Here is a 26,655-nt window from a genome sequence, read left to right on the forward strand (position 1 = left end):
GCATACACAAAGGTCGGACCGAGCGCAATCGCAACTCGCGACCTGCGTCAATAATCCAGCCCTGCGATCGCACCGCTGATCTTGCCATTGGCGACGAGTCGCGCCGAAGGCAAAATGGTCAGCGGATCGACGAGCCTGAGAGCTTCCTGACGGCCGAACATCAACCGTCGCTCATGCACACCGGAATCGAAGAACGGATAACGCCGCAGGAGCTTGTCTCCGGTGGTGTGGGTGTTGGTGGCCATCAGCGTCAGTTCGAGCCCATAGATCTCGGTCATCCGCCGTTCCACAATGGTTTCAGCATAGAAGACGCGCTTGTAGAATGCGGCGTGATGGGGCCGCACATGCTGCAACACGCGGTCCGCCTTGAAATATGCGGCCGCCACAATACTGGGTCGCAGCGTGATATAGGGTAGAATTGGCAACTCGGCCGCAACGGCAGGATCAATGGCGAACCGGGCAGGATCAATCAGCGTCAGCCCCGCATCGAGATAGGCATCCATTACGTCGGGAAATACCCCGGCCGACTGCGACAGCGGATGCTCCGGAGTCACGTGATGCAGCCGGATCGTGCTAACCAGTTCCTCGAAGTAGTAGATGCCGAAGATGAAGGCGTGGGGATCGAAATCCGCATCATCGATCATGCTGGGGACAGCGACCGGCAGGACATTGGCAGCTTTATAGGCCTTGTAGCGAAGCTGCTCTATCGCCTCCAGGTCTTCGCTCGTCTCGATCCGCCTGTATTCGACATGGTCGAGATAGCGCATCAATCGCTCTGAAAAACCCTCAAGTTCCATGGTTATCTACTCATTACGTTTCGCCCTGACTAAGAGCTAACACGCAATATTAACCATTGCCTCCCCCCAAAATTAACAGATTATTAAGACACTGATTGTTAAGGTTAATGAAAGGTTAACGCACAAGCGGGAGTGCGAGGAAGGCTTCGACGGTGCTCCGTGATCATGCAACGACGGCGTCGCCCTTGCCATTGCGGGCCTGAACGTCACGAGCGAGTTCGATGATGGCGACCGGGCTGATCGGCGTCGAAAAGACATATCCCTGGATCAGGTCGGCGCAGTGATGTTTGGACAAAAGCGCCAGCTGCTCGCGGTTTTCCACACCTTCGATGACGATGCTGAGGTCCAGCCCGCGGCTCAGGTGGACGATCCCGCGCAAGAGCTTCAGCCGGCGTTTGTTTTCGCCGATGTCCCGCACGAAGGAGCGGTCGATCTTGACGACATCGATCGGAAGTGTGTCGAGATAGCTCAAGCTTGAGAAGCCCGTGCCAAAATCGTCGATCGCGATGGTGATGCCGAGGCTGCGCAACTGTTCCAGAACGGAACGCGCCGATGACAGTTCCTCGATCAGACTGCTCTCCGTCACCTCCAGATGCAACCGCTGTGCGATCAGCCCCGTCTCGGCCAGGATCGCCTTCACGCTATCCACCAGACTTTGCGATCGCAGGTCCTGTACCGACAGGTTGACCGATACCTCCAGCCCCTCCGGCCAAGTCCGGCAATCCATGCAGGCCCGCCGCAGCACATGCAGCGTGATGGCGGAGACGATCCCCATTTCCTCAGCGATCTGGATGAAGATGTTCGGCGCAACCGGTCCCTTTTCGGGGTGGTGCCAGCGGGCAAGGGCCTCACAGCACCGGATCTCGCGGCCGTCCGGCGTAAACATCGGCTGGTAGACCACCGTGATGTCGCCATTCTCGACCGCCGCGCGAAGATCCTCCTTCAGCCGCTGCCGCTCCAGATAGCGGGCATCCATTTCTCCAACGAAAAGTGTGAACTGCCCCTTGGCCCGCGCCTTGGATTCAAACAGCGCGATGTCCACCTTGACCGGCCACTCTTCAGCCGGCAGGGCTGCACTGTCGAAGACAGCAGCACCGGCCGAGAACGAAACCGGCACTCTCAGCCCTTCAATGTCGTAATTGCCGCCGGCAGCGGCATGGATGGCGCGCATCTCGGTCTCAAGATCGAGTTGGTCGTCAGAATTCGGGAAGAACAGCGCGAACTGATCTCCAACCATGTGCCCGGCAATGCCCTTCCCGGCCACAAGCGCTGTCAGGCGAGCGGCAATCGCCATAAGCAGCCGATCGCCCGTCAGGTGACCCTTCAAATCATTGACGTGCTTGAAATCCACGACATCGAGCAACATGAAGCCAATCTTCGAGCCACAACCACCCTGCTGCGCCAGTCTTTCACCGACGAGCTCATTGAAATAGCCCCGCTGCGGCAGATCGGTGAGCGCATCATAACGCGCCATATGCAGGATCTTCCGATCCGCGCGGACCCGTGCTGTCACATCTTCGAAGATCAGCACCACGCCGCCTTCCGCCCTCCGGCTCGCGGAAAACTCCAGAACCAGGCCTTCGGAAAAATGCATTAGTGCCCGGCTGGAGATCCCTTGCGTCAACTGAGCGAGTTGCGTCTGCAAGAGGCTCGGCATCGAACCGTCAACGAATGTATGACGCACGCCATAACGAAGAACGACATCCAGATCGCATCCCGCAAGCCGCGTGCGGTCGCCCAGATGCAAGAGTTCGCAGGCCTTGCGATTGATCACCTCGATGCGGTTGTCCGGGTCGAGCATCAAGAGACCGTGGGTCATATTCGACAATGCCGTATCGAATCGATCGGCAATCTTCGACATCTCCCGTGATGCAATCACGTTCTCATAGAGGAATTCGCGCACCCCGTTCGCCATCGCCCGCGTGGTGAGGAAGAAGGGAATGAGCATCAGGGACAAGAGCCCCTTGAACAGGTCCTGCGCCAAAAGGCTGCCGATGATCATCGGCGTACAGCAAGCCAGCGTCTGAAGATCGACGGCCAGTCGAGAACCGTAATTGCGGCCGACGACGGAAACCATTGAGCCGAGGGTAACGGCGATGCAGGCGAGTTCGGCGAAGGTGTCTTGGAACGACAGCATGGCGTAACCGCTGCCAATCCCGAGGAGAGCGGCCGTCAAGGCCCCACCCAGGACATAGCGCATCTCCCAGCTGGCGATCCCTTCGCGCGTCAGGCTCGGCTTGTCCACCTGATCGAACTGCTTGAACGAGTAAATGCGGTAGGCGAAAACGGCGGCGAAGCAGCCGCAGAGGAAGAGGTAGAAGGCGGCCCCGGTCTGGATATAGACAACGACGCAGGTGAGGATATGCACGACCATTCCCGTGAACAGCGTCGCGCGATTGTCGAACAGCGAACTGACGAAGGACAGGTAGACGTCCGTCGGGACGTGCAGGTCGTGCCTCTTCTCGGCTCTCATCATCTGCCTCCCGGCAAGGTCGGACGCGAAACATCCGTTGCCAATCGAAGTCTCAGCGCCTCGCCTCGCTTGCTCGAGAAGTGACCGCCAAAGCCATGTTCCAAAACGCCACAGTCGTGATCCCGCCGTCGAGCACGATACTCTGCACTGCTCGAAAGCGGGACGCCAACCTCTACACGAGAACGTGTTAAGACCGGGAAACCATGATTGTTAAAACTCTCGGCAATAGCGCAGCCCTGAGCTGCGGTGCCGTCGAGTTGCAACGGCATTCGACTTTCGTAGGCTCTCACCATCACGCAACGGCGCTCCGGTTGCGCGTGACAGACCCATGCTCTAAGGACGAAAAGACACGGGGAGAAAAAACAATGACCCTCTTATTGGCTGTTTCGCGGTTGATCGACTGGATCAACGGCGTCATCGGACGCTCGGTGTCCTGGCTACTTCTTGCCGCCGTCCTGATCAGTGCGGGCAATGCGGTCGTTCGCAAGGCGTTCGACATCTCATCCAACGCCTGGCTGGAACTGCAGTGGTATCTATTCGGCACAGTATTCATGCTGGCTGCTGCCTATGCTTTGCAACGAAACGAGCACATCCGGATCGACATTTTGTCGAGCAATTGGAGCGCGCGGACCCGCAGCTGGATCGATCTTATCTTGCACATTATCTTCCTCGTACCTTTCTCCGGGCTGATGAGCTATCTCGCCTGGCCGTGGTTCTGGCGGTCCTTCTTCAGCGGCGAGATCTCGTCGAGCGCAGGCGGCCTGATCATCTGGCCGGCGAAGGCGGCGATCCTCCTCGGCTTCCTTCTGCTGACGGCCCAGGCCTTTTCGGAAATTATCAAGCGGGCCGCCGTTCTGATGGGGCGCATAGACGACCCGCTGGCAACGCAGCCAGCCACGAAAAGCGCGGAGGCCTGAGATGATCGACCTGATCGCCCACAATCTTGCCCCGATCATGTTCACGACCGTCATGGCCATGCTGTTGCTCGGCTATCCGGTCGCCTTCACGCTCGCTGCCGGCGGCTTGATCTACTTCGTACTCGGCGTCGAGGTCTCGCACATCTCCTCGGAGATCCGCCTATTCTGGCCGCTGCTACAGTCGCATCCCGAACGCATTTTCGGGATCATGTACAACGACACGCTGCTCTCGATCCCATTCTTTACGCTGATGGGGATCATCCTTGAACGCTCGCGCATGGCGGAAGACCTGCTCGACACGATCGGGCAGCTGTTCGGACCCGTGCGGGGCGGCCTTGCCTATGCCGTCATCCTCGTCGGCGCCCTGCTCGGCGCAACGACCGGCGTCGTCGCAGCCTCGGTCATGGCCATGGGCCTGATCTCACTGCCGATCATGCTGCGCTACAAATACAACGGCCCTCTGGTCTCCGGCACCATCGCCGCCTCGGGCACGCTCGCCCAGATCGTGCCACCGTCGCTGGTCCTGATCGTCATGGCCGACCAGCTTGGCCGCTCGGTCGGCGACATGTATGTCGGCGCACTCTATCCGGCGCTGATGATCATTGCGGCCTACTGCCTCTATATTTTCGCCGTCACTCTGATCAAGCCGGAATGGGCACCTGCTCTGCCCCGCGAGGCCCGGACGCTCGGCGATGGCGTCACCTCGCTCTTCGTCATGATCGCGATCGGCGCTGCGCTCTATTTCCTCGGCCACGAAGTGCTGTTCACCGGCATTCAGAGTGCGGAATGGCAGATGGTCGCGGCGCTGGCCTTCGGCGTCCTCTCGGTCTACGCCTTCGCCCTGATCAATCGGAGCCGCAACCTCAACGTCATCTCGCGGCTGGCGCAGCAGGTGATCATTGTCATGGTGCCGCCGCTCGCCCTGATCTTCCTCGTGCTCGGCACCATCTTCCTCGGCATCGCAACGCCGACCGAAGGCGGCGCCATGGGCGCGGCGGGTGCGATGATCATCGCGGCTGCCAAGGGCCGCATGTCGATATCCGTGCTGAAGAACGCCCTCGACGCCACCACCCGGCTCTCGGCCTTCGTCATGATGATCCTGATCGGCGCCCGCGTTTTCGGCCTGACATTCTACGGCATCAACGGCAATGTCTGGATCGAAGACCTGATGCTGGCGCTTCCGGGCGGCGAATACGGCTTCCTGATTGTCGTCACCATCATCGTCTTCATTCTCGGCTGCTTCCTCGATTTCTTTGAAATCGCCTTCATCATGGTGCCGCTGCTCGCCCCGGTCGCCCAGAGCCATGGTATCGACCTCGTCTGGTTCGGCATCATTCTCGGTATCAACCTGCAGACCTCGTTCCTGACCCCGCCCTTCGGCTTCTCGCTCTTCTACCTGCGCTCGGTCGCACCCGAGGGACAATGGAAGGACAAGGTGACGGGTGAGCTCAGGGACGGGATCAGGACACTCGACATCTACAAGGGTGTTGTGCCCTTCATCATCATTCAGTTCCTGGCGATCATGGCCGTCATCGCCTTCCCGGGGCTGGTGATGCATTACAAGGGCGACGTGGTGATCACCGATCCGAACACAATCCAGATCACGATACCGGAACAGGCCAATCCTGGCGGCAATGCGGGGCCGAATTTCGGTCTGCCGCCGCTTGGAAGCGACGGGCAGGCACCGGCGGCAGGGCAAGCGCCGAGCCTCGGCCTGCCACCGCTGGAGTTCGGCGGCGGTGCTGCACCGGCCACCACGCCGGCCCAGCCGCCAGCGCTTGGCCTGCCGCCGCTTGAGCTGGGCACGCCACCTGCTGCCCAGCCGGCAACGCCCGCACCGGCACCGCCCCCTGCGATCGACCTGAGCAAGCCGCCGGTCATCAACTGATACGGAGCGTCAGCCCCGCCCCTCCGGCGGGGCTCGCATCAGAAACCAACGACAAAAAGCCCTGGTCGAGATCCTCGACCAGGGCTTTTCTCATTCGTTGCAAGCTCGGATCAGAGCTTGCCCGCGCGCTGCTGGATCATCATGAAGGTGTCGAAGGTGTATTCCCCGACCTGTGCCCAGAGATAGGCGTCCTTCTTGAAAGCCAGCTGATCTTCATAGGTCTTCTTGAAGAACGGGCTCTGTGCCGAAAGCTCGGCATAGATCTCGGTTGCCGCCGTGTAGCAGGCTTCCATGATTTCCTGGCTGAAGGGTCGCAGCACGGTACCCTCGGACACCAGCTGCTTCAGCGCGGGCGGGTTCTTCGTGTCATACTTCGCCATCATATTGGTGTTGGCGAAGGCACAGGCGTCGGTCAGGACAGCCTGGTAGTGCTTCGGCAGGGCGTTGTACTTTTCCAGATTGAAGAAGGCATGCACGACCGGGCCGCCTTCCCAGAAGCCGGGATAGTAGTAGTACTTCGCCACCTTGTGGAAGCCGAGCTTCGAATCGTCATACGGACCAACGAATTCGGCCGCATCGATCGTTCCCTTTTCCAGCGCCGGATAGATGTCGCCGCCGGCGAGCTGCTGCGGCACGACGCCGACCTTTTCCAGCACCTTGCCGGCGAGGCCCGCGATGCGCATCTTCAGACCCTTGAGGTCGTCGACCGTGTTGATCTCCTTGCGGAACCAGCCGCCCATCTGCACGCCGGTATTGCCAGCCGGCAGACCGTAGAGACCCTGGGTCGCGTAGAACTCGTTCATCAGCGTGTTGCCATTGCCCTGGTTGAACCAGGCATTCGACATGCGCGCATTGAGGCCGAAGGGGAGCGCCGTGCCGATGGCGAAGGTCGGCTCCTTGCCCCAGAAATAGTAGGAAGTGGTGTGGGCCGCTTCGACGGTGCCGGCAGACACGGCATCGACAGCCTGCAGACCAGGGACGATCTCACCGGCTGCGAAGACCTGGATCTCGAAATTGCCACCGGTGGCGGCCTTCACGTGGTCGGCGAGGTCGACCGCGCCACCATAAATAGTGTCGAGGGACTTGGGGAACGACGACGTCAGGCGCCATGTCACCTTCGGGTTTTCCTGCGCAATAGCGGGTGCGGCGAGCGCTGCGGAAGCCGCAACACCCGCCCCGGTCGCGCCGGCCTTTCTGATAAATGATCTGCGATCCATGTATTTCCTCCCTGTGAAACTCCTCGACCGGCGGAACGTCTCGGCCCCTCCCGGCGCTGACATGTGAGCTAATCATGTTGGACGAGCCCTTTCAAGCCAAAGCGCCTTGGTCTTTCGGACTAGACTTTGGTCGTGCATGCCGCCCGTGACAGTTGCAAGCCGCCTGCTCCGACGCCCGCTAGCGCGGACGAATGATACGTGCGGATCAACCCGCTGCATCGCCAGCGCCTGTGCACGCACTCAAGGGATTCGTCACGTGGTCGGTCAGGGCACCATGAGAAGCGCCAGATCCGCCTCGGCCGGATCGGCCACCTCGTAGGAAAAGCTCTTGCCCCGGACGAGCGTCAGCACAGGCGCGCCGTGAACGGTGGACAGCGTGACGCTGCCGTCTTCGTTCTGCGTCCAGTTCGTCGCCCGGGCGAGGCCGGGCCATACGGATTCGCAATCGGGCGGAGCAAAGAAGTCCCGGCTGCGGCTCGTCAGCGTCGCCCCTCGCTCCACGAGGCAAACGGTCTTTCGCGAGAAATTGGAGACGGAAAAGATTGCAGGCGGGGAAGCGGCGGAAAATTGCGGTGCCAACACCCCCGCAGGCGGCGTTGCCCCGACAATGATGGAATCGGGAACCTGGTCAGCGACGGCTGCCGGCCCCTGCCCCATCCATAGCGACAGGAAAACGGCAGACGCGGACGCCGAAACGGCCGAGACACCCAGCACCTGGAGATAGGCCTTCATGGACGCACATCCTCTTGCCCGAGACGGGTATGGCGAACAAGGATGCGCCCTGAAGCTTGCGGAAAGCTGACGAGATTTAGAAACGCCTTACGAAGACGGAGCCGTTTCCGGGACCGGGGTCAAAGCCTTGCCGTTATCGAACCAGGCGATCAGGTTATCCGCAACCAGATCCGCCATGGCATTGCGGGTCGGAACCGACGCCGAGGCGACATGCGGCAGCAGCGAGACATTTTTAAGCGCGATCAGCTCGTCCGGCACCTGCGGCTCGTCGGAGTAGACGTCGAGACCGGCCGCCGCGATCGTGCCGTCCTGAAGTGCACGGATCAGGGCCGGCTGATCGACCGTTGAACCCCGACCGACATTGATGAACACGCCCTCAGGCCCAAGCGCCGCCAGAACCTCGGCATTGATCGACCCCTTCGTCTGGGGAGTGGCCGGTACGATCGAAATCAGCGTGTCGACGGCGCGTGCAAGCCCCAGCAGACTGTCGTGATAGGCGAAGGAAACGTCCGAGCGCGGGCTTCGGGTGTGGTAACTGATGTCGACCTTGAAGGGCACCAGGCGTTCCGCGATCTCAAGCCCGATCCGTCCGAGCCCATGGATGCCTATGCGACGGCCCTTGAGCGACATCGGCGACAGCGGGAATGGTCCCTCCGCGGCCCATCGACCGGCCCTGAGATAGCCTTCGGCGGACGGAAACTGGCGCAGTGTGTTGAGAAGCAAGGCGATGGTCGTGTCTGCCACCTCGTCGTTTAACACATCCGGCGTGTTGGTGACCACGATCCCGCGAGCCGCTGCGGCCTTGACGTCCACGCCATCATATCCGACGCCGAAGCTGCCAATCACCTGCAGATGCGGCAAGGCCTCGATCAGCGAGGCAGGAAAACGCCCCGACACGGCAGCGCCCCTCACACGCAACCGCGTCTCTTCCGTCAAACCATCGACGGCATCTGCGCTGTCGATCTCGACCAAGTCGAACCGTTCCGCCAGCCGCGCGCGGACGCGCGGATGAATGCGCCCGGGGATGAGGATCGTGATGCGTTCCGATGACATGGAAGTCTCCTTGGTCTCTCTAGCGGCGGATGGGACCGGTCGACTGACGGATCCGCATCTCCGGCTTGATCAGGTGGATACCGTCAGGCTCATGACTGCCCGCAAGCTTGTCGAGCAGGGCACGGGCCGCAAGCCGCCCGACTTCCGCCTGGCCGTTCCACACCGTGGTGAGTGAGGGTGTCGCGATCGAGGCCTCTTCAAGGTCGTCGTAACCGGTGACGGAGATATCCTGGCCGGGGATCAGACCGGCACGGGCGATCCCGTTCATCAATCCGATCGCCACCAGATCGTTCCAGCAGACGGCAGCCGTCGGCTTCTGTGGCAGCGACAGGAAGTTGACGGCGGCCTCGAACCCGCCCTGCTTCGTGCGGGGTCCCGGAATGCGAAGACCGGAATCGACCTCGATACCTGCCTTGCGCAACGCATTCACATAGCCCTGGTAACGGTCACGGCCCGTCGACGTCTGATCCGTGCCGCCGATCATCGCGATCGAGCGGTGGCCAAGACCGATCAGATGGTTGGTCGCGAGCGAAATGCCATAGGCGTCATCGCCGCGATAGATCGGCACGTCGACACCTTCCATCGACCGCGCCACGAAGATCGCCGGCATGCCGTTGTTTTCCGCCAGCGCCACATCTTCCGGCGGCGTGCCGATGGCGGGCGACATGATCACACCGTCACCCCCGAGCTGCAGCAGTGTCTCCACGAACATCCGCTGCTTGTCGACGCTGTCGTAATGATTGGACAGGATGAAGGTATGCCGGCTGCGGTCCAGCTCGGTTTCAATGGCTTTCAGGATTTCCCCGTAGAACGGGTTCATGATGTCGTGCACGACGACGCCGATGATCCCTGAGCGGGAGGTGCGCAGGCTGGCAGCACGCCGGTTGTAGATATAGCCGAGATGCCGGGCCTGCTCCTTGATCTTTTCTCGCGTGTCAACCGCCACCAGGGGGCTGTCACGCAGCGCAAGCGAGATGGTGGCAGTGGAAAGACCAAGAGACTCCGCAATGGTCGAAAGCTTTACCTTTTGCGCCACGTTTCCTCCCTCGCAGCAAAATCGGTGGCCGCCCTGGCGCCCTTAAACGTTTTAATTAAACAATTAAAAGAGCCTTTTCAATCGTCTTCATCAAGGTCGGTGGCGGAACGCGATAGCGAGGTTTTCCCCGACAGATTGCCGTCAACGATGGCCAGCAGCTTGACCAAAGTCCGCAACTCCTTGTTGGACAGGCCCCGGACCGCTTCCTGCTCGCACTCTGTCGTCGCGCCGGCAATGCGCTCGACGGTGCTGCGCCCCTCTTCCGTCAGATAGACCTTGGTCAGGCGTGCATCGCGATCATCCGCCCGGCGAAAGACGAACCCTTGCGCTTCCATGCGACCGATGGTGCGGGTCATGGTGGGTGCCTTGACGCCGAGACGCTGGGCAAGAGCACCGGGGGTCAGACCGTCCTCGAGCGACAGCAGCTGGACCACGCCGTCCTGACCGGGATAGAGACCGCTTGCAGCCAGACCATGCGACAACCGGGTCCGCATGCCGCGCGCCACCTGGGTCACGGCATTGGCAAGTGTGCCCGGAGCGGCAGGCTCTTTCTTCTTGCCAGCCTTCTTCCGCTCAGCCTTTTCAGACTTGTCCTTGTCGGCCCGCTCCTTGTCGGCTTTATCCTTTTTCGCCATTACTCTCCCCGGGCCTCGCGCATATCAGGCATGGTCGGCCTACCACCCGGACAGGCCGTCGAACTGGCTGGGAGTCTTAACGAAGATCAGGAGGCGATGCCAGATGGCGAAACCGATGCCTTGGTACAAGGACAATGATCCATCACTCGCACCGGCGGACCGCGCCGGGTGGATTGCTATCCTGCCGCTCGGCGCGCATGAGCAGCATGGCCCACACCTGCCCTTTGAAACCGACACATTGATCGCTCAAGGGCTGTCGGAACGACTTGTCTCCGCCCTCCCCGATACGCTGCCGGTCACCATTCTGCCGATCGAGCCGGTGGGCTATTCCATCGAGCATATGGACGTCGACGGCACCCGTACGCTCACTTTCGACGACGCCATCCGCCGCTGGCTGAGGATCGCCGAAGATCTGCACCATGCCGGGGTCCGCAAGCTCGTCCTGCTCAATGCCCATGGCGGCAATTCCCCGCTGCTCACCATCGTCGCAACCGAAGCCCGCGTCCGCTTCAACATGCTCGTCGTCGCCACCAGTTGGACGCGCTTCGGCCAACCGGAAGGCTGGATGAACCCGCAAGAGAAAGCGATCGACATGCATGGCGGCGACATCGAGACCTCGGTGATGCTGGCACTTGCACCCGGCCGCGTCGACATGACGAAGGCCCGCAATTTTCCGTCCCGCCAATCAGAGCTTGCGGCGCGCCATAAATACCTGCGCGCCTACGGCCCCCACGCCTTCGGCTGGAAGATGTCGGACCTTAACCCAGACGGCGTCGCCGGAAACGCCGCAGCAGCGACAGCCGAGCGGGGCGAACGGCTGGTCGCCCACGCCATCGACGGGATCTTGGAGCTACTGGAAGACGTGCATGGGTTTGACGCTGCAACACTGACGTGAGCTTGCGAACCTGCGGTGCAAGGCGCATATTGATCAGGAGAGATCGCGAGGAAGAAGCATGCGTGTTTCCATGGAGCAAGCAGGCGACCGGGTCGAGGAACTCGTGGAGCGAGCCGAACGCGGAGAGCCAGTTATTATCACCCGAAACGGGCAGGATGCGGCCATACTGCGACCGGTAGAGCCGGCCGAGAGACGACCCGCTCTCACGCGAGAGGAACGGCGGCAAATCCTGAAGGAGATAATGGAAAGCGCCGCACTGATTCCAGACCCTTATCCGGAGGAAAGAGCGGCGAGAAGCCAAGACTTCCTGTATGACGAGAACGGCCTACCCAAGTGATCGTGGTCGACACCTCGGCACTGATGGCGGTCCTCAAGACAGAGACAGCCGCAGCCGAGTGCAATGACATTCTGTCTGACGGATCACAGCGCCTGCTGATCTCTGCTGCCACCGTGACGGAAGCCTATATCGTCGCTTCCCGCAATCAGCGGCTTGTTGAAATGAAGATGCTCATTGCAGCATCGGAGGCCGAAATAATCCCTCTGACATCAACACGCGCAGAACGCGCCGCCATAGCATACCAACGCTTCGGCAAAGGCTTCCACTCCGCTGCCCTCAACTTCGGCGACTGCTTCTCCTATGCCACAGCGGAGGAATTTGGCTGCCCTCTCCTCTATGTCGGGGACGACTTTGCGCGGACCGATATCCGCTCGGCATTGACCACCACATCGCCGAACGAAAGCCTTTGAACTGGCGAAGCGGAACGCCTATATGGGGGTAATACAATTACAGCCGCATCGCCCGGCACCCCCTGACATCTGAGGCTTTCATGACCGAAGCATCCGTAAAACCAACACCCGTCACAGTGCTCACCGGCTATCTCGGCGCCGGCAAGACGACGCTCCTCAACCGTATCCTGTCGGAGAACCACGGCAAGAAATACGCCGTCATCGTCAACGAGTTCGGCGAGATCGGCATCGACAACGACCTGATCGTCGAGTCGGACGAAGAAATCTACGAAATGAACAATGGCTGCGTCTGCTGCACCGTGCGCGGCGACCTGATCCGCGTGGTGGAAGGCCTGATGCGTCGACCAGGCCGCTTCGACGGCATCATCGTCGAAACGACCGGCCTTGCCGATCCTGTCCCGGTCGCCCAGACCTTCTTCATGGACGACGATGTCCGCACCAAGACAGAGCTCGATGCCGTCGTCGCTCTGGTCGATGCCAAGCATCTGCCGCTGCGCCTCAAGGACAGCCGCGAGGCCGAGGACCAGATTGCCTTCGCCGATGTCGTCGTCATCAACAAGGCCGACCTCGTCAGTCACGACGAATTGCACCAGATCGAGCACATCGTCCGCGCCATCAACCCGTCCGCCCGGATCTATTCGACCACTCGCTCCGGCGTCGATCTGTCGAAGGTCCTCGACCAGGGCGCCTTCAATCTGGAGCGGGCCCTCGAAAACGATCCGCATTTCCTCGATCATGACGATCCGGATCATGTCTGCGGCCCGGATTGCGATCACGACCATCACCACCACGGCCATGAACATCACGATCATCATGACCATGATCACGGGCATGATCACCATCATCACGATCACGGCCATCACCATCATGACCACGCCCCCTCGGCGATCCATGATGTCACCGTCACCTCGGTTTCGCTGCGTGGCGGCGAGATGAACCCGGATCGTTTCTTCCCGTGGATCCAGAAGGTCACTCAGACTCAAGGACCGAATATCCTGCGCCTCAAGGGCATCATTGCCTTCAAGGGCGATGAGGAGCGTTATGTCGTTCAGGGCGTGCACATGATCGTCGAAGGCGATCACCAGCGTCCGTGGAAGGATGGCGAGAAGCGCGAAAGCCGCCTCGTCTTCATCGGCCGCGAGTTGGACCGCGAGAAGCTGGAAGCAAGCTTCAAGGCCTGCGAAGCCACAGCCTCAATCACCTGAGCGGGGCGCAACGCGCCCTTCTCCGCCAGAACTTTGCCTGAAAGAAAGCCTGTTCGTATGCCTACAGTCGCCCCGCTCGATATCGAAGGTCACGTTGTCTCGACCCATTTTCTCGGAGACATCCCGGTCTTTGCTGCCGCGACGGGCGCGATCCACCGTCTGGACGGTGGCGAGAAGGTGACGGAGGCCAATGCAGGCCTCCTGACCTGCATCAAGGACCCGGCGAGCCAGACCCTGCTCACCGGCGGCGAAGACGGCCGCGTTCTGCGCATTGCCCATGACGGCACGGTCACCGAACTCGCCCATGTACCGCGCAAATGGATCTCTGTCGTGGCACCAGGCCCCCAGGGCGCTGTCGCTTATGCCCATGGCAAATCGACCTTCGTCCGCCTCGCCGATGGCACGACGAAGGAATTTACCGAGGAGCGCACTGTCGAGGCAGTCGACTTCGCGCCGAAGGGCCTGCGCATTGCGGTTGCCCGATATAATGGCGTCACTCTGCACTGGGTTGGCACGGCAGGTGCCCCGGTTGATCTCGAATGGAAGGGCGCCCATACCGGTGTCACCTTCTCGCCCGACGGCCGCTTCGTCGTCACGATGCTGCAGGAAAGCGCCCTCCACGGCTGGAAGCTCGACGGCAAGGGATCTGACACGCGCCATATGCGCATGACCGGGTATCCGGCGAAGGTGAAGTCGCTCTCCTGGTCACCCAAGGGCAAATGGCTCGCCTCTTCCGGCGCACCCGCCGCCATCGTCTGGCCATTTGCCGGCAAGGATGGCCCCATGGGCAAGGCGCCACTCGAGCTTGGAACCCGCGCCAACATCATGGTCACCAACGTCTCCTTCCATCCGGCGGAAGAGGTTCTGGCAATCGGCTTCATCGACGGCATGATCCTGGCGGTTCGCATCGCCGACGGAAAAGAGGCGCTCCTGCGTCGCCCGGGCAAGGGCGCGATCACCTCGATGGCCTGGAGTTCCAGTGGCAAGCTTTTGGCCTTCGGCTCGGAATCGGGCGATTGCGGCGTGATCGACATCGCCGGTTGATTGCGCCGAAGGCAGCCGAGCCACCTCTCAATTGCGTGTAGAGCATACATTTCTCGCCTCTCAAGTTAAGAAAGGCGAAAAATCGCATATTTCGGTTCACTGAATACTTACCTTAACCATGCGGTAGTAATTCCATCCCTAATTTGGGGTGGGCGAGCAAGAGACAGAACGCCGTGTCTCGCCTGGACTGGGAATCACTCCTTTAAAATGTTGCGAACAATATCCGATTCAACGATGGCAAGACCTGCCAGCGGGGCGCAGACGCGTGCGAACTGCTCCGGCTTGGTCTATCGCGCCAATGGACCCGCCCCATGAACCTGAACCTCAAAATCGTCGTGACGGCAACCGGCCTCGCCCTCGCGGCAGGCATCGTCGCCGTCGCCGGCATCGGCACCCAGACCTTGCAGACCCTCAAGGTCAACGGACCGATCTACATAGAGATCGTCGACGGCAAGGATCTAATCGCCGACATTCTGCCGCCGCCGCTCTATCTCATCGAATCCTACGCTCTGGCGAACGAAACGGTCGTGCATCCCGATACGGCTGCGACCAACGTGCCGCGTTTCGACGTTCTGCAGCAAGCCTATGAAGAACGGCGCGAGTACTGGAAGAATTCGACCTTGCCGGAAAACTTGCGCAACCAGCTGTACAACAAGGTGCTGACCAAGGGCGACGTCTACTGGAAAACGCTGCGCAACGACTATCTGCCCGCTTTGCAGGCCGGTGATGCCAGCGCTATCAGTCCCGTCCTCGTCAAACTGAAGACCGAGTTCCACGACCACGAAGTGGCCGTAAACGAACTCGTGGCCATGGCAACCGAATATCTGGTCAACAGGGAAAAGTTTGCGGCCGACGAGTCCGCCAGCCGCGAACAGCTGAGTTTCGTCCTGGGTCTCCTGCTGATCAGCATGGCACTCGGCACCGTCTTCTTCATCCACCGCCGCGCGCTGAAGCCGCTCGGCGAAATTACCGACTACATGACCCGCATGGCGGGCGGCGATCTGCAGTCGGTCGTGCCCCATGCAACGCGCAAGGACGAGATCGGGCATATCGCGACCGCCGTCGAGGTGTTTCGTCAGTCGGGCCTGGAAAACCAGCGCCTGCAGGCCGAAACGGAGGCCGCCCGCAGCGAGGTTGACCGCCAACGCGCTGCAAGAGATCAGGACCGGATGATCGAGGCGGAAGCCCTGCGCTTCGTCATCGAAGCCCTCGGTGCCGGTCTGCATCGTCTCGCCGAATGCAATATTCGCATCACGCTGGACGAAGCCTTCGACGCCCGCTTCGAGCCGCTGCGCCAGGATTTCAACCATTCGATCGCGACATTTCAGGCCACGCTGGAAAAGGTTCTGGAAGAAACCCGCCGCCTGCTGGAGAACAGCCAGGAAATGCGTGAGGCTTCCGGCAACCTTGCGACCCGTACCGAACAGCAGGCCGCAGCCCTGGAACAGACCTCAGCAGCGCTTGAGCAGGTGACCGCCACTGTCCGCTCATCGGCGGAACGCACGCACGACACCCGCGAACTGGTTCGCGAAGCCAAGCACTGTGCGGAATCCTCAGGCGGCGTGGTGCGCTCGGCCGTCTCTGCCATGCAACGGATCGAAACAGCGTCGTCGGAGATCGGGCAGATCATCGGCGTGATCGATGAAATCGCCTTCCAGACCAATCTTCTGGCGCTCAATGCGGGCGTCGAAGCCGCGCGCGCCGGCGATGCCGGCAAGGGCTTCGCAGTTGTCGCCCAGGAAGTCCGGGAGCTCGCCCAGCGGTCTGCCAACGCCGCACGCGACATCAAGGGATTGATCCAGAAATCGAGCGTGGAAGTGTCCTCAGGCGTGCAGCTCGTTGGCGAAACCGGCACGGCCCTGACCCAGATCGGCGACTATGTCAGCCGCATCGACACCAATGTCGACGCCATCGCCACGGCCGCCAGAGAGCAGGCCGTCGGCTTGCAGGAGATCAGCGCGGCCATCAACAGCATTGATCAGATGACCCAGCAGAACGCGGCGATGGTCGAGGAAACGACCGCGATCAGCCATACGCTCGCAGATGGCGCGGTCCAGCTGACCTCGCTGGTCAACCGCTTCCAGCTCAACAGGCGTAGCGCGATCCGGGGTGAAAGCACCGCGACGCCAATTACCGAGCGCCCCGCCTCGGCCGCCTAAGTTACGACGCGCTGAAAACAAAAAAGCCCGGCTTTCCGCAAGGAGAGCCGGGCTTTCGTCAGATCAACCGATCAGAACTTGACGGCGAGGCCGACGTTCACGACGTGCTGGTCGAAGTCGACGTCCGCACCGCCGAGGCTGCCGCTGCCGAAATCGTTGTAACGATATTCGATGCGGGTGAACATGCGGTCGGTAACGGCGTAGTCAACGCCACCGCCGATGGTCCAGCCATGCAGCGTGTCATCGTCATCACCGAGGGGGCTGTCAGCCGAAACGTTGGTGCCCGTGTAGCCACCAGCCGCGAACAGCAGCGCGCGGTCCATGGCGTAACCAACGCGGGCGCGCGCCGACCAGTTGAGGCCGGTGTCGACGTCAGCGCCACCAATCGATTCTTCGTTCCAATCGTAGTTCAGGTCGCCTTCGAGACCGACAACGAGCTGGTTGCCCATGTCCCAGTTATAGCCGACGAAGCCACCAAGACGGGCGCCGTCGAAGGATTCCGAGCCGAAGCCATCGACAGAACCGTCACCCCAACCGTAGCCGGTGAGAATACCGGCATAACCGCCAGCCCAAGAAAACTGCGGAGCGGATTCTACGGCCATCGGCGGTTCAGCCGGCGCTTCGTAAATGGCGTCCGCTGCGAAAGCCGAGGTCGAGATTGCCATAGCTGCGGCAGATCCAAGAAGGATGGTTTTGAACATATGAGTCACTCCTGTTTACGAGATCGCTTATATCACCATCCAGGAGTATATTGTGTAATAATTATACAACACAACATGTTAAACCCGTCTGGTGCCTGAGTTCCCGCCCGAGCGATCAAATCGCCGGACCCTGCCCCACAAGTCCCCAACCATCAGATGGTTCCCGAACGCGGCGAAAAAAAGTTGACGCCGGACACAAGCCCGTGAGCCGTGGCTGAAATGCCACGAAATCGGCATGCAAAAGAGGGCGATCGCAGCCGCGATCGTCCTCCCGCTTAATCCCTTGATATCTGTTGGATCAGAACCGGTAGGTCACACCTGCGCCGATCAGCCAGGGGTCCAGTTTTGCCTTGCCGGTATAGGTCGTGCCGCCGATGGTGGCCTCGTAGTCGGGACGCAGGAAGAGCTTCTTGACGTCGAAGTTGACGCCCCAGTGATCATTGATCATGTAGTCGGCACCCACCTGCAGAGCCGCGCCGAAACTGTCTTTCACGTTAACATCACTCGCCGCGTCACCGGACTGATTGTAGAACATCGTATAGTTCACACCGGCGCCGATATAGGGCTTGAAGGCACCGAAATCGGTGAAGTGATACTGAAGCGTCAGCGTAGGCGGCAGCACCCAGGTCTTGCCGATCTTGCCAAGGCCAGCAATCGAACCCTCACCATAGATATTGGCATAGGTCGTACCGAGGATCAGTTCGGCAGCGATATTATCGGTCAGATAGTAGGAGATATCGAGCTCGGGGATAACGCTGTCGCTGTAGGACAGGCCCGAACCACTGATCTGGTCGACGGAACCCGAATCATGAGTGATGACGCCGAGGCCACGAACGCGCACCTGCCATGGGCTCAGCGCCGCGATGGCATCCTGCGTCGCCTGCGGTACCGGCTCCTGCGCGGGCGCGAGATCCGCAGCCATCGCCATCGGCGCGGCGAGCAGTGCGAGGCAGGTGGTAGCAAGCGCGCGAAGGCGCAGTGTGGGGGCGGCGATCATGTCTCTCTCTCCTTGTACAGTTCGGCAAAGCCACCCGCAGGTAACGTCCGAACCCCACTGGTCGGGTTGAGCCAGATCAATAGGTTAGCAAGTCTGCAGAGAGAAATGGTCGCAAAGGGCAAGCTGTTGCAGACAGGCCACAGCCAGCTTTGACGATTGCAAAACTGACGACAGATGGCGGCCTCAGTTTGCTAAGAGGCATGACGAAATAGATGAGCCCGGCTCCACGCGCGACAGAAACCGGGCTCGACTCAGGCGGTGGATCGGTCAGAACTTGAGGCCAAGGCCGGCCTGAACGACGTGCTGGGTGAAATCGATATTGACGGCACCGATGTCGGCACTGCCGTAATCATTGTAGCGATATTCCGCCCGCGCAAACACGCGATCGTTGATCGCGTAATCCACACCCGCACCCACGGTCCAGCCGTTCATCGTCTCGTCGATCGAGACCCCCGTATCGTCGTAACTGAACTGTGCAGCCGCCCAGCCGCCGGCGGCATAGACAAGGGCCCGGTCGACCGCATAGCCGACACGGCCACGAACACCGCCCTGGATATTGGTGCCGAATGTCTCGGTCCCGTCCTCGCGCTCGTTCCAGTCATAACCAAGGTCACCCTCAATGCCGACGATCCAGGAAGAGCCGAGGTCGAAGTTATAACCAGCAAAGGCGCCGAACCGGCCGCCATCGAAGTCGATGGTGCCCGTAGCGCCGCCGGCCGCCGCATCGCCCTCTCCCCAACCGTAGCCGGCATGCAATCCCGCGTAACCGCCAGCCCAGGAAAATGACGAGGTCGCGACGGCCTCCGGCGGCGCGGCCGGCAAGGCTTCGACAGCGTCGGCCGCCTGCGCTGCGCAAGACAGAAAGAGAGCCAGGGCGGCTCCATTCGAAAAGACTTTCCACACCACGTTCCCCTTGATCGTCATAGCCATTGGGCGGTGATGACGATGTTAGAAAACGGCCCCGAGGGGCGAAAGTCCAATCTCTGCAGTTATTTTGGAGACGCACCTAACTGGCAGGCGGCCGCTCTCTGGTCTCAGATCAAGCGCAGGATCAGGCCGCCCGGGGCAGCATGCTCGGCCGCGACAGCTTGCGACCGGACGCGACAACCATGCCGGCAGCCCCTTCGAGCCAGCCGGGCACCAGTTCCAGTGCCAGGAAGCGGTCCCGGGCAAACGGTCCCGGCATCACCAGATGTTGCGTCTTTTCGGCAAAGAAGCCGAAGCGCTCGTAATAGGGTGCATCACCGACGAGCAGCACGGCGCCGTGGCCACGCTTCTTCGCCTCCATAAGAGCTGCCCGCATCAGCGCAGCGCCGACACCCTTGCCCTCATGGGCGGCATCGACGGCAAGCGGCCCGAGCAGCAGAGCATCAATCACCAAGCCCTCGCGGCTGACGCCAGCCTCGATGTTCCACAGCCGCACGGTGCCGATGACGTGACCCGAGGGATCGCGGGCGACGAGCGCCAGCCCCTCGGCCGGGATCCGGTCGCGGCGGATCTTCTCGGACGACTTCTTCCGGCGATCTGCGCCCATGGCGCGGTCGAGCAGTGCCTCACGCGCGACAACGTCGGCAGGCGTTTCGGTATCGATGACGAAGGCAGGCGCCGGCGCAAAGAGCGCGCGCATGCTGGTCAGAACAGCGGCCATGTCGGCCTCCCATCCCAAGCGATGACGATGATTGTGAAGGTCCGCGCCGGTTTTCCGGCGCGGGAGACGTCAGATGACGTAGGACTTCAGCGGGTCGAAGCCGTTGAACGCCACCGCCGAATAGGTGGTGGTGTAGGCACCGGTGCCCTCGATCAGAACCTCGTCGCCGATCGAAAGCGAGATCGGCAGCGGATACATGTTCTTCTCGTAGAGCACGTCCGCCGAATCGCAGGTCGGGCCGGCGAGTACGCAGGGCTCCATCGCATCGGCGTCACGGGCGGTGCGGATCGGGTAACGGATCGCTTCGTCCATGGTTTCGGCCAGACCGCCGAACTTGCCGATGTCGAGAAACACCCAGCGGTGCTCGTCATTGTCAGACTTCTTTGAGATCAGCACGACTTCCGCCTTGATCACGCCGGCATTGCCGACCATGCCGCGGCCCGGCTCGATGATGGTCTGCGGGATGTTGTTGCCGAAATGCTTCTTCAGCGACTCCTTGATCGCCAGACCGTAAGCTTCAGCGGACGGGATATCGCGCAGATACTTGGTCGGGAAACCACCACCCATGTTGACCATCTTCAGGACGATGCCCTGCTTGGCCAGCGAGTTGAACACACGCTTGGCATCGGCGAGAGCGCCGTCCCAGGCGTCGACCTTGGTCATCTGCGAACCGACATGGAACGAGACGCCGAAGGATTCGAGGCCGAGCTGGTGTGCGTAGACGAGAACGTCGACGGCCATCTGCGGCACGCAGCCGAACTTGCGGGAAAGCGGCCATTCGGCGCCTTCGCCATCGGTCAGCACGCGGCAGAATACGCGGGCACCGGGAGCGGCACGGGCGATCTTCTCGACTTCCTCATGGCTGTCGACGGCATAGAGGTTCACACCGAGTGCGAAGGCACGCGCAATGTCGCGCTCCTTCTTGATCGTGTTGCCGAACGAGATGCGCGAAGCATCTGCACCGGCATCGAGCGCCATCTGGATTTCGGCGACGGATGCGCAGTCGAAGTTCGAACCGAGCGAGGCCAGAAGCTGGAGGATTTCCGGTGCCGGGTTCGCCTTGACGGCGTAGTAGATGGCGCTGTCCGGCAGGGCATGACGGAAGGCACCAAAATTGTCACGAACGACGTCGAGATCGACCACGAGGCAGGGACCTTCGGGACGTCGGGTGTTGATGAAGTCGAGGATGCGAGCCGTGGTCATCGGTCTACCTTCCATATTCCAAGAATATCCGAAGCTGCCAAGCTTGCGGATGGACAAAGGACGGCGAGACATCGCTCGAAACCAGTCGGTGGAGACACCGGTACCGTACGAACGCTCGACGCGCGAAACGATGGATAAACGCACTCTGTAACGAGCGCATAAATCCGCTTTGTCTGCCATGGATTGGAGGGAGACCCTACCGCACTTCCGGCAATGATGGTGTGCCTCTGAAGTAACTCCAGCTGATGGAAAGCCGGAAGAGACTAGAAAGGCCCGCACCGTCGTTGCTTCGTATGTCCTCGCATTTTCCGGTTGGCCGGAATAGCGACTGGAGGGGTTAGTTCCAGGTACCTTACCGATGACCTCACCTTAGGGATAAATCCCAGTTCGAGGGTCGGCGGACACACACGGGCACGTGCGACTTTGGGCTGAGCAGGAGATAAGAAATGCGAGCGTCATAATCAAGCGGTTTTTTCGAGCGTCGCCGAAGTTTTTTCCCGCGTTTTGGGTTATCTATTGAACGAACTCGCCCGAGTGTTCACAATCCGGCGAAAGAGGAGATCGACGACCCCATGGACACGCTGACCCGTATCCGCGCCTTCATCGATGTGGTGGAAGCCGAGGGCTTCTCTGCCGCCGCCCGCAAGACCGGCCGCTCGAAAGCGCTGCTTTCCAAGTATGTCCGTGAATTGGAAGACGAATTGGGCGCCCTGCTGCTCAACCGCACCACGCGCCAGTTCTCCATGACCGAGGCCGGCCACACCTATTACCGGACCGCAGCCGACATCCTGAAGGAGATCGACAACCTCGCCGACCTCGTGCGCGAGAACAATGCCGACCTTAAGGGCAAGCTGAAGGTCACCCTCCCGCGCACCTTCATCGATGCAGAGATCGGCCAGTCGCTGATCGATTTTGCCAGTGAAAATCCGGAGCTCGCACTCGAAATCGTCGCCGAAGACCGTTTCGTCGACCTGATCGAGGAAGGATTCGACCTCGGCATCCGAATCACCAAGCTCGATGATTCCGGCATGATCGCCCGCAAGCTTTCCGATTTCCGCGTCTATGCCTGTGCCACACCCGCTTTCATTGAGGCCCGCGGCCCCCTCACCCATCCGAGCGAATTGTCGAGGGTCCCCTTCCTCATCGACACCAATTCCCGCTCGCACAACAGCCTTCGCTTCATCGACACCGACGGCAGCCCGATCTCCGTCAGCGTATCCGGTCCGATCGAGGTGAACAGCCCGCAGGCGACGCTTCGCGCTGCCCGCGCCGGCCTCGGCGTCGCGATGATCCCCGATTTCATCGCCCGCCCTTATCTGGCGTCCGGCGAACTTGTCTCGCTGTTCGACGAATATATTGCCAAGGATCGCGGCATCTATGCCGTCTATCCGCACCGGCGCTATCTCCCCGCCAAGGTGCGCGCTTTCGTCGACTATCTCCACGCATGGTTCAAGCGCTATTCCTGACGACCGGGTGGAACAGCGGGTCCCATTTTCGTCCCAATCGTAAGGCACGGAATGCTCCCGAAACCGGATGCGGGAAGGTCGGATTACATGCGCGGATGCCTTGGATATGCAGCGGCAGGGCTTGGTCTGTTGCTCGCCACGCCTGCACTCTCGCATCCCCATATTTTCGCCGAAGCGCGGCTTGAGATCGTCGCGGCCGATGACGGCACGGTCAAGGAACTGCGCAATGTCTGGCGCTTCGACGACGTCTTCTCCTCGAGCGTCCTCATGGACTTCGACAAGAACAGTGACCTGAAGCTTGATCACAAGGAACTCCAGGAGATCGCCCACACGATCCGGGAATCGCTCGGCGACTACAGCTATTTCACCTTCATCTCCAAGGACGGCGCCTCGTCCGAAGTGGCGAAACCTGATGTCTTCAATGTCGACTACAAGGACAACCAGCTCCTCGTCTTCTTCATTGCCAAGCCGAAGACCCCGCTGAAGATCGGCGGCCGGATGAACTTCGGCGTCTACGACCCGACGCTCTACACGGCGATCGACTTTGCCAAGGACAGCGACATCGTCGTGGAAGGCAAGGGTTTTGCCGGCTGCAAACACACGGTCGTCCGACCGGATCCCGATCAGGTCATCGCGCAGAACCAGTCAAACCTGACGGAAGCCTTCTTCAACGACCCCGCAGGCACGGACATGGGCAAACTCTTCGCCACCCGGCTGGAGCTGACATGCTGAGCGGCATTCGGACGACCAAGGCCCTGCCGCTGCTCCTGGCGCTCGGCGCCCTCCTGCTCGCCTCAAGCCTCGCCCATGCCGCCTCGCCGCTCGGTGTCGGTGCAGCCGAGCCGTCGTACCAGCCGATGAGCGGGCCATTTGCCCATCTCCTCGTCTGGATCAACACCCATCAACAAGCTTTCTACCGGTCGCTCACGACGGCGCTGAAGGCGATGCGGGAAGATCCTTCTGCGCTTGCAACCCTGATCGGCCTCTCCTTTGCTTACGGGGTCTTTCATGCCGCCGGCCCCGGCCACGGCAAGGCGGTCATCTCCTCCTACATGCTGGCCAACGAGATCGAATTGAAACGCGGCATACTCGTCGCCTTCGTCTCCGCGCTCCTCCAAGCTCTGGTCGCGATTGCGGTCGTCGGCGCCGCCTATTTCGTGCTGCGCGGCACGGCAATCACCATGACGGTCGCGACCCAGGCCTTAGAGACGGCAAGCTATGCGATGATCGTCGTCTTCGGGGTCTGGCTTCTCGTCCGCAAGCTCAAGGTGTCTTTCGCGTCTTCCCTGCGGGGTCCACAAACCGCGTCTCCGCTGTTTGATGGAGCCGCGGCCGCGGCAGGCCAGCCCGGCATCACGGCGTCACTCTTTGCCGCCACGGAAGAACAGGCCGGCACGCCCACGCTTCGCCCCGCCCAGACCTCGCGCTTTCGCGCCGATGCAATCGACCACGGCCATGATGCGCTGGCACCGGGATCGGTCTGCCACGAATGCGGCATCACCCACGTGCCGGACCCTGCCATGCTGCGCATGAACGCCTTCGGCCTGCGTGATGCGTGGTCTGCCGTCATTGCGGTGGGCTTGCGCCCGTGCTCAGGCGCGCTTCTGGTGATGACCTTTGCGCTCTTGAATGGCCTGGTGCTGGGCGGCGTGCTTTCGGTCCTCGCCATGGCGCTTGGAACGGCCATCACGGTTTCGGCCCTGGCAAGCCTCGCCGTTGGCGCAAAAGGGTTGGCGCTCAGGCTCTCGGGACCCGGTTCGCGCCGTGCCGGCATGGTGGCAAGCGGCATCGAAATCGGCGCCGCCGTGCTGGTCATCCTGCTCGGCGCCCTGCTCCTGGTGGCAAGCCTTCAGGCGTGAGCGCCAGTCAGGACTGATCACCTTCATGGCTGCGCTGATAACGCGAGCGGAGCCAAAGGATCAGGAACATCGCCATCAGCCCGATGGCTCCGACAAAGGCTCCAAGCTCCGGCGAATAGGACCCGAGCCACAGCACGATGGTCGGCAGCAGCAGAAGAAGCCCGACGACAACAGCCACCACGATGGCAGCCGAGGAGGCCGGCGATTTGGTTTGGCTGGACGCTACAGCGCCTTCGGCGCGCGGCCTGCGCTTCGGCGCCGGCAGGAAACGGAAGGCATAAACCGCAATCCCGATCAGCACACAGATCCCGACAGAATAGGCAATGGTCGTGTTGAGATAGCTGCCATAGGCAAGCGCCGCAACGACCAGCACCGTGCCGACATTCAGGATAATGCTGAAGATGTTCTTTTCCACGAAACCGTCTTTCCCTGTCTTAAGCCCGTTTGGCGGCGAGGCTGGCCCGCAGGTCTTCCAGCTTCTGCTTCTGCTTGCCCTCGCCGTCGAAATTATCCGGCGAAAGCCAGGCCTCGAAAGCAGCAGCCAGCAATGGCCATTCGCCGTCGATCATCGAAAACCAGGCCGTGTCGCGATTCTTGCCCTTGGACAGCATGTGCTGGCGAAACACACCTTCGAACTGGAAACCGTAACGCAGTGCCGAGGCCTTGCTCGGCGCATTTTCGTTGTGGCACTTCCATTCGTAGCGACGATAGCCGAGGTCTTCGAACACGTGCTGTGCCAGAAGGTAATGCGCTTCGGTCGCAAGCGGTGTCCGGCTCATGTCCGGCCCATGCGCCACGCCGCCGATCTCCACCACGCCATTGGCCGGATCCGGTCGCATATAATTGGCCATGCCGACCACTTTGCCCGTCGCCTTGTCGCGAAACACTTCCGTGACCCATCCGCCCTTTTGCACAGCGGTCAGCCAGACGTCAAAATCCGCGATGTCATTGAAATCGGGCTGGGTGAAATATTTGAGCAGCGGGTTGATCTCGATGCCACCGAGCCCCTCCCACAGCGCCTCCAGATGCGTCGCGCGGTTGTAAGGTTCGATCACAACGAAACGCCCTTCCAGCCTGACAGGCTGGGGAGCGGCACATCCCTTAAAAGTGGACAGATCGCGCATGGCGGCCTCCGGCTGAACTCGTCGCCTGAGGCTTAGGCTACCGGCTCGCCAAAGGCAACCGCCGGGGCAAGCACTGCGCCTGCCCCGATGCCGCAGGTCTCAGAGGCTGACCTTGGCCGACGACACCGTGGCTTCGATATGATCGACAAGCGCATCGGCCAGGCCGAGGCGACCGGCCAGCATGTCGAGATAGCCGCGCTCCGTGCGCGTGTCCGGCTCGATCGCCAGCCGCGAGGCGGTATAGAGCTCAACCTTCTGCTCTTCCGTCACGGCGGAAGCGACGAGCGCATCCATGTCCGTCGGCTTCGCGAGTTCACCTTCGATGAAAGCTTCGGCTTCGGACCCCAGTCCCGACAGCTGAATCTTCTCCATGATGCGCCCGCGCTCCTGCGCATCGATATGACCATCCGCCTTGGCGGCAGCGATCATGGCGCGCAGCAGGCCAATCGCGAAGTCATGGCTGATGCCGGCAGTCTCGGTGCTGAAAGGCGAATCGGAGGGCGGCGGCAGGAGTTCCGGCAGCGCCTGTTTCGGCTCCGGTGCCTGCCCGGACTGATAATTCTTGTAGGCCTGATAACCGAGGCCCGCAATCACGGCGAGACCACCCAGTTTCAGCGCACTGCCACCGATCGATCGGCCGGTCTTCGTGCCGAGGAGGACGGTCGCAAGTGCGCCCGCCTTCCAAGGATTGGCCTTGGCCATGCCCATCAGATCGGTTCCCTTTTGGCCGATCGAGCCAGTGGTTCCGGGCATCTGCGATCCGAGGAATTGGTCCAGCAGTTTCTTGGCGTCGAACATTATGGTCTCCTTGTTCAGCGTCTCGTTCCCTAGATAGGGATGGAGACGCTGAATGCAATTG

The 26,655-nt window shown here is 61.1% G+C and carries 26 protein-coding genes; 11 read left to right on the forward strand and 15 right to left on the reverse strand.

The genetic code is table 11. The annotated features are described in order from the left end of the window. Positions 1–47: 47 nt before the first annotated feature. Both ASE36_RS13400 and ASE36_RS13405 read right to left on the reverse strand, forming a co-directional pair. Positions 48–797 carry an N-acyl amino acid synthase FeeM domain-containing protein gene (locus ASE36_RS13400; RefSeq protein ID WP_062280195.1) on the reverse strand — a complete coding sequence of 250 codons (750 nt, stop codon included), beginning with the start codon at positions 795–797 and terminating at the stop codon, positions 48–50. Positions 798–960: 163 nt separating this feature from the next. Next, on the reverse strand, positions 961–3,270 hold the full coding sequence (locus tag ASE36_RS13405) for a putative bifunctional diguanylate cyclase/phosphodiesterase (RefSeq protein WP_062280199.1): 2,310 nt from the start codon (positions 3,268–3,270) through the stop codon (positions 961–963). Between the two features lie 365 nt (positions 3,271–3,635). Between ASE36_RS13405 and ASE36_RS13410 the strand changes: the two genes are divergently transcribed. Next, entirely contained in the window at positions 3,636–4,187 is a 552-nt protein-coding gene (locus ASE36_RS13410; RefSeq protein ID WP_082511064.1) for a TRAP transporter small permease subunit, read from the forward strand. 1 nt (position 4,188) lies between these two features. Further along, positions 4,189–6,075 (forward strand): TRAP transporter large permease, encoded by a 1,887-nt coding sequence (locus ASE36_RS13415; RefSeq protein ID WP_062280202.1) that lies wholly within the window; start codon positions 4,189–4,191, stop codon positions 6,073–6,075. A gap of 110 nt (positions 6,076–6,185) precedes the next feature. Here ASE36_RS13415 and ASE36_RS13420 read toward each other — a convergent pair whose 3' ends face one another. From ASE36_RS13420 to ASE36_RS13440, 5 genes are all read right to left on the reverse strand, one after another. Beyond that, positions 6,186–7,292 carry a TRAP transporter substrate-binding protein gene (locus ASE36_RS13420; RefSeq protein WP_062280205.1) on the reverse strand — a complete coding sequence of 369 codons (1,107 nt, stop codon included), beginning with the start codon at positions 7,290–7,292 and terminating at the stop codon, positions 6,186–6,188. 264 nt (positions 7,293–7,556) lie between these two features. After that, entirely contained in the window at positions 7,557–8,024 is a 468-nt protein-coding gene (locus ASE36_RS13425; protein ID WP_062280208.1) for a hypothetical protein, read from the reverse strand. Between the two features lie 87 nt (positions 8,025–8,111). After that, positions 8,112–9,077, reverse strand: a complete 966-nt coding sequence (locus ASE36_RS13430) for a 2-hydroxyacid dehydrogenase (protein WP_062280210.1) — start codon at positions 9,075–9,077, stop codon at positions 8,112–8,114. 19 nt (positions 9,078–9,096) lie between these two features. Continuing rightward, on the reverse strand, positions 9,097–10,113 hold the full coding sequence (locus ASE36_RS13435) for a LacI family DNA-binding transcriptional regulator (protein ID WP_062280212.1): 1,017 nt from the start codon (positions 10,111–10,113) through the stop codon (positions 9,097–9,099). 77 nt (positions 10,114–10,190) lie between these two features. Further along, positions 10,191–10,748, reverse strand: coding sequence for a MarR family winged helix-turn-helix transcriptional regulator (locus tag ASE36_RS13440; protein WP_062280215.1), 558 nt, complete (start codon positions 10,746–10,748; stop codon positions 10,191–10,193). A gap of 103 nt (positions 10,749–10,851) precedes the next feature. Here ASE36_RS13440 and ASE36_RS13445 point away from each other — a divergent pair, with 103 nt between their 5' ends. The 6 genes from ASE36_RS13445 (at position 10,852) to ASE36_RS13470 (ending at position 16,798) form a co-directional block, all read left to right on the forward strand. Further along, positions 10,852–11,643: a creatininase family protein gene (locus ASE36_RS13445; RefSeq protein WP_062280217.1), complete on the forward strand. Its 792-nt coding sequence runs from the start codon at positions 10,852–10,854 to the stop codon at positions 11,641–11,643. A 58-nt stretch (positions 11,644–11,701) separates the two neighbouring features. Then, positions 11,702–11,980: a type II toxin-antitoxin system Phd/YefM family antitoxin gene (locus ASE36_RS13450; RefSeq protein WP_062280220.1), complete on the forward strand. Its 279-nt coding sequence runs from the start codon at positions 11,702–11,704 to the stop codon at positions 11,978–11,980. Further along, positions 11,977–12,390, forward strand: a complete 414-nt coding sequence (locus ASE36_RS13455; RefSeq protein WP_062280223.1) for a type II toxin-antitoxin system VapC family toxin — start codon at positions 11,977–11,979, stop codon at positions 12,388–12,390. Before ASE36_RS13450 ends, ASE36_RS13455 begins: the two co-directional genes overlap by 4 nt. Positions 12,391–12,470: 80 nt before the next feature. Continuing rightward, complete coding sequence (locus tag ASE36_RS13460; RefSeq protein ID WP_062280226.1) at positions 12,471–13,595, forward strand: CobW family GTP-binding protein; 1,125 nt, start codon at positions 12,471–12,473, stop codon at positions 13,593–13,595. Positions 13,596–13,652: 57 nt separating this feature from the next. After that, on the forward strand, positions 13,653–14,639 hold the full coding sequence (locus tag ASE36_RS13465) for a WD40 repeat domain-containing protein (RefSeq protein ID WP_062280229.1): 987 nt from the start codon (positions 13,653–13,655) through the stop codon (positions 14,637–14,639). Positions 14,640–14,950: 311 nt separating this feature from the next. Further along, positions 14,951–16,798, forward strand: coding sequence for a methyl-accepting chemotaxis protein (locus ASE36_RS13470; protein WP_062280233.1), 1,848 nt, complete (start codon positions 14,951–14,953; stop codon positions 16,796–16,798). Between the two features lie 71 nt (positions 16,799–16,869). On the opposite strand, the gene ASE36_RS13475 is transcribed toward ASE36_RS13470, so the two are convergent. From ASE36_RS13475 to odc2, 5 genes are all read right to left on the reverse strand, one after another. After that, positions 16,870–17,499 (reverse strand): outer membrane protein, encoded by a 630-nt coding sequence (locus ASE36_RS13475; RefSeq protein ID WP_062280236.1) that lies wholly within the window; start codon positions 17,497–17,499, stop codon positions 16,870–16,872. A 298-nt stretch (positions 17,500–17,797) separates the two neighbouring features. Further along, a complete protein-coding gene (locus tag ASE36_RS13480; RefSeq protein ID WP_062280238.1) occupies positions 17,798–18,496 on the reverse strand; it encodes an OmpW/AlkL family protein in 699 nt (232 codons plus the stop codon). Between the two features lie 267 nt (positions 18,497–18,763). After that, complete coding sequence (locus ASE36_RS13485) at positions 18,764–19,420, reverse strand: outer membrane protein (protein ID WP_062280241.1); 657 nt, start codon at positions 19,418–19,420, stop codon at positions 18,764–18,766. A gap of 127 nt (positions 19,421–19,547) precedes the next feature. Then, positions 19,548–20,144, reverse strand: a complete 597-nt coding sequence (locus tag ASE36_RS13490) for a GNAT family N-acetyltransferase (RefSeq protein ID WP_062280244.1) — start codon at positions 20,142–20,144, stop codon at positions 19,548–19,550. A 69-nt stretch (positions 20,145–20,213) separates the two neighbouring features. Then, complete coding sequence (gene odc2 / locus ASE36_RS13495) at positions 20,214–21,347, reverse strand: ornithine/lysine decarboxylase (protein WP_062280246.1); 1,134 nt, start codon at positions 21,345–21,347, stop codon at positions 20,214–20,216. Between the two features lie 572 nt (positions 21,348–21,919). Here odc2 and ASE36_RS13500 point away from each other — a divergent pair. The 3 genes from ASE36_RS13500 to ASE36_RS13510 all read left to right on the forward strand — a co-directional run bounded on the left by ASE36_RS13500 (position 21,920) and on the right by ASE36_RS13510 (position 24,672). Beyond that, a complete protein-coding gene (locus ASE36_RS13500) occupies positions 21,920–22,813 on the forward strand; it encodes a LysR family transcriptional regulator (RefSeq protein WP_062280249.1) in 894 nt (297 codons plus the stop codon). Positions 22,814–22,900: 87 nt separating this feature from the next. Then, positions 22,901–23,545, forward strand: a complete 645-nt coding sequence (locus ASE36_RS13505) for a DUF1007 family protein (protein WP_062280252.1) — start codon at positions 22,901–22,903, stop codon at positions 23,543–23,545. Beyond that, positions 23,539–24,672, forward strand: coding sequence for a nickel/cobalt transporter (locus ASE36_RS13510; protein ID WP_062280255.1), 1,134 nt, complete (start codon positions 23,539–23,541; stop codon positions 24,670–24,672). Before ASE36_RS13505 ends, ASE36_RS13510 begins: the two co-directional genes overlap by 7 nt. A gap of 7 nt (positions 24,673–24,679) precedes the next feature. Here ASE36_RS13510 and ASE36_RS23050 read toward each other — a convergent pair whose 3' ends face one another. The 3 genes from ASE36_RS23050 to ASE36_RS13525 form a co-directional block, all read right to left on the reverse strand. Then, a complete protein-coding gene (locus ASE36_RS23050; RefSeq protein WP_244474743.1) occupies positions 24,680–25,087 on the reverse strand; it encodes a hypothetical protein in 408 nt (135 codons plus the stop codon). A 19-nt stretch (positions 25,088–25,106) separates the two neighbouring features. Beyond that, positions 25,107–25,796, reverse strand: coding sequence for a GNAT family N-acetyltransferase (locus ASE36_RS13520; RefSeq protein ID WP_062280257.1), 690 nt, complete (start codon positions 25,794–25,796; stop codon positions 25,107–25,109). A 99-nt stretch (positions 25,797–25,895) separates the two neighbouring features. After that, complete coding sequence (locus ASE36_RS13525; RefSeq protein ID WP_062280260.1) at positions 25,896–26,594, reverse strand: tellurite resistance TerB family protein; 699 nt, start codon at positions 26,592–26,594, stop codon at positions 25,896–25,898. Between the last annotated feature and the right edge of the window lie 61 nt (positions 26,595–26,655).

This window comes from Rhizobium sp. Root274, from assembly GCF_001429245.1.
Lineage (GTDB): Bacteria > Pseudomonadota > Alphaproteobacteria > Rhizobiales > Rhizobiaceae > Allorhizobium.

What these genes read in the sequence shown, in the direction of transcription:
- ASE36_RS13425 (WP_062280208.1), bottom strand. Translation starts at nt 8,024, where the DNA reads ATGAAGGCCTATCTCCAGGTGCTGGGTGTCTCGGCCGTTTCGGCGTCC.
- odc2 (WP_062280246.1), bottom strand. Translation starts at nt 21,347, where the DNA reads ATGACCACGGCTCGCATCCTCGACTTCATCAACACCCGACGTCCCGAA.
- ASE36_RS13415 (WP_062280202.1), top strand. Translation starts at nt 4,189, where the DNA reads ATGATCGACCTGATCGCCCACAATCTTGCCCCGATCATGTTCACGACC.
- ASE36_RS13485 (WP_062280241.1), bottom strand. Translation starts at nt 19,420, where the DNA reads ATGACGATCAAGGGGAACGTGGTGTGGAAAGTCTTTTCGAATGGAGCC.
- ASE36_RS13500 (WP_062280249.1), top strand. Translation starts at nt 21,920, where the DNA reads ATGGACACGCTGACCCGTATCCGCGCCTTCATCGATGTGGTGGAAGCC.
- ASE36_RS13430 (WP_062280210.1), bottom strand. Translation starts at nt 9,077, where the DNA reads ATGTCATCGGAACGCATCACGATCCTCATCCCCGGGCGCATTCATCCG.
- ASE36_RS13505 (WP_062280252.1), top strand. Translation starts at nt 22,901, where the DNA reads ATGCGCGGATGCCTTGGATATGCAGCGGCAGGGCTTGGTCTGTTGCTC.
- ASE36_RS13440 (WP_062280215.1), bottom strand. Translation starts at nt 10,748, where the DNA reads ATGGCGAAAAAGGATAAAGCCGACAAGGAGCGGGCCGACAAGGACAAG.
- ASE36_RS13520 (WP_062280257.1), bottom strand. Translation starts at nt 25,796, where the DNA reads ATGCGCGATCTGTCCACTTTTAAGGGATGTGCCGCTCCCCAGCCTGTC.
- ASE36_RS13525 (WP_062280260.1), bottom strand. Translation starts at nt 26,594, where the DNA reads ATGTTCGACGCCAAGAAACTGCTGGACCAATTCCTCGGATCGCAGATG.
- ASE36_RS13490 (WP_062280244.1), bottom strand. Translation starts at nt 20,144, where the DNA reads ATGGCCGCTGTTCTGACCAGCATGCGCGCGCTCTTTGCGCCGGCGCCT.
- ASE36_RS13400 (WP_062280195.1), bottom strand. Translation starts at nt 797, where the DNA reads ATGGAACTTGAGGGTTTTTCAGAGCGATTGATGCGCTATCTCGACCAT.
- ASE36_RS13465 (WP_062280229.1), top strand. Translation starts at nt 13,653, where the DNA reads ATGCCTACAGTCGCCCCGCTCGATATCGAAGGTCACGTTGTCTCGACC.
- ASE36_RS13410 (WP_082511064.1), top strand. Translation starts at nt 3,636, where the DNA reads ATGACCCTCTTATTGGCTGTTTCGCGGTTGATCGACTGGATCAACGGC.
- ASE36_RS13450 (WP_062280220.1), top strand. Translation starts at nt 11,702, where the DNA reads ATGCGTGTTTCCATGGAGCAAGCAGGCGACCGGGTCGAGGAACTCGTG.
- ASE36_RS13475 (WP_062280236.1), bottom strand. Translation starts at nt 17,499, where the DNA reads ATGTTCAAAACCATCCTTCTTGGATCTGCCGCAGCTATGGCAATCTCG.
- ASE36_RS13405 (WP_062280199.1), bottom strand. Translation starts at nt 3,270, where the DNA reads ATGAGAGCCGAGAAGAGGCACGACCTGCACGTCCCGACGGACGTCTAC.
- ASE36_RS13510 (WP_062280255.1), top strand. Translation starts at nt 23,539, where the DNA reads ATGCTGAGCGGCATTCGGACGACCAAGGCCCTGCCGCTGCTCCTGGCG.
- ASE36_RS13460 (WP_062280226.1), top strand. Translation starts at nt 12,471, where the DNA reads ATGACCGAAGCATCCGTAAAACCAACACCCGTCACAGTGCTCACCGGC.
- ASE36_RS13445 (WP_062280217.1), top strand. Translation starts at nt 10,852, where the DNA reads ATGGCGAAACCGATGCCTTGGTACAAGGACAATGATCCATCACTCGCA.
- ASE36_RS13420 (WP_062280205.1), bottom strand. Translation starts at nt 7,292, where the DNA reads ATGGATCGCAGATCATTTATCAGAAAGGCCGGCGCGACCGGGGCGGGT.
- ASE36_RS13480 (WP_062280238.1), bottom strand. Translation starts at nt 18,496, where the DNA reads ATGATCGCCGCCCCCACACTGCGCCTTCGCGCGCTTGCTACCACCTGC.
- ASE36_RS13470 (WP_062280233.1), top strand. Translation starts at nt 14,951, where the DNA reads ATGAACCTGAACCTCAAAATCGTCGTGACGGCAACCGGCCTCGCCCTC.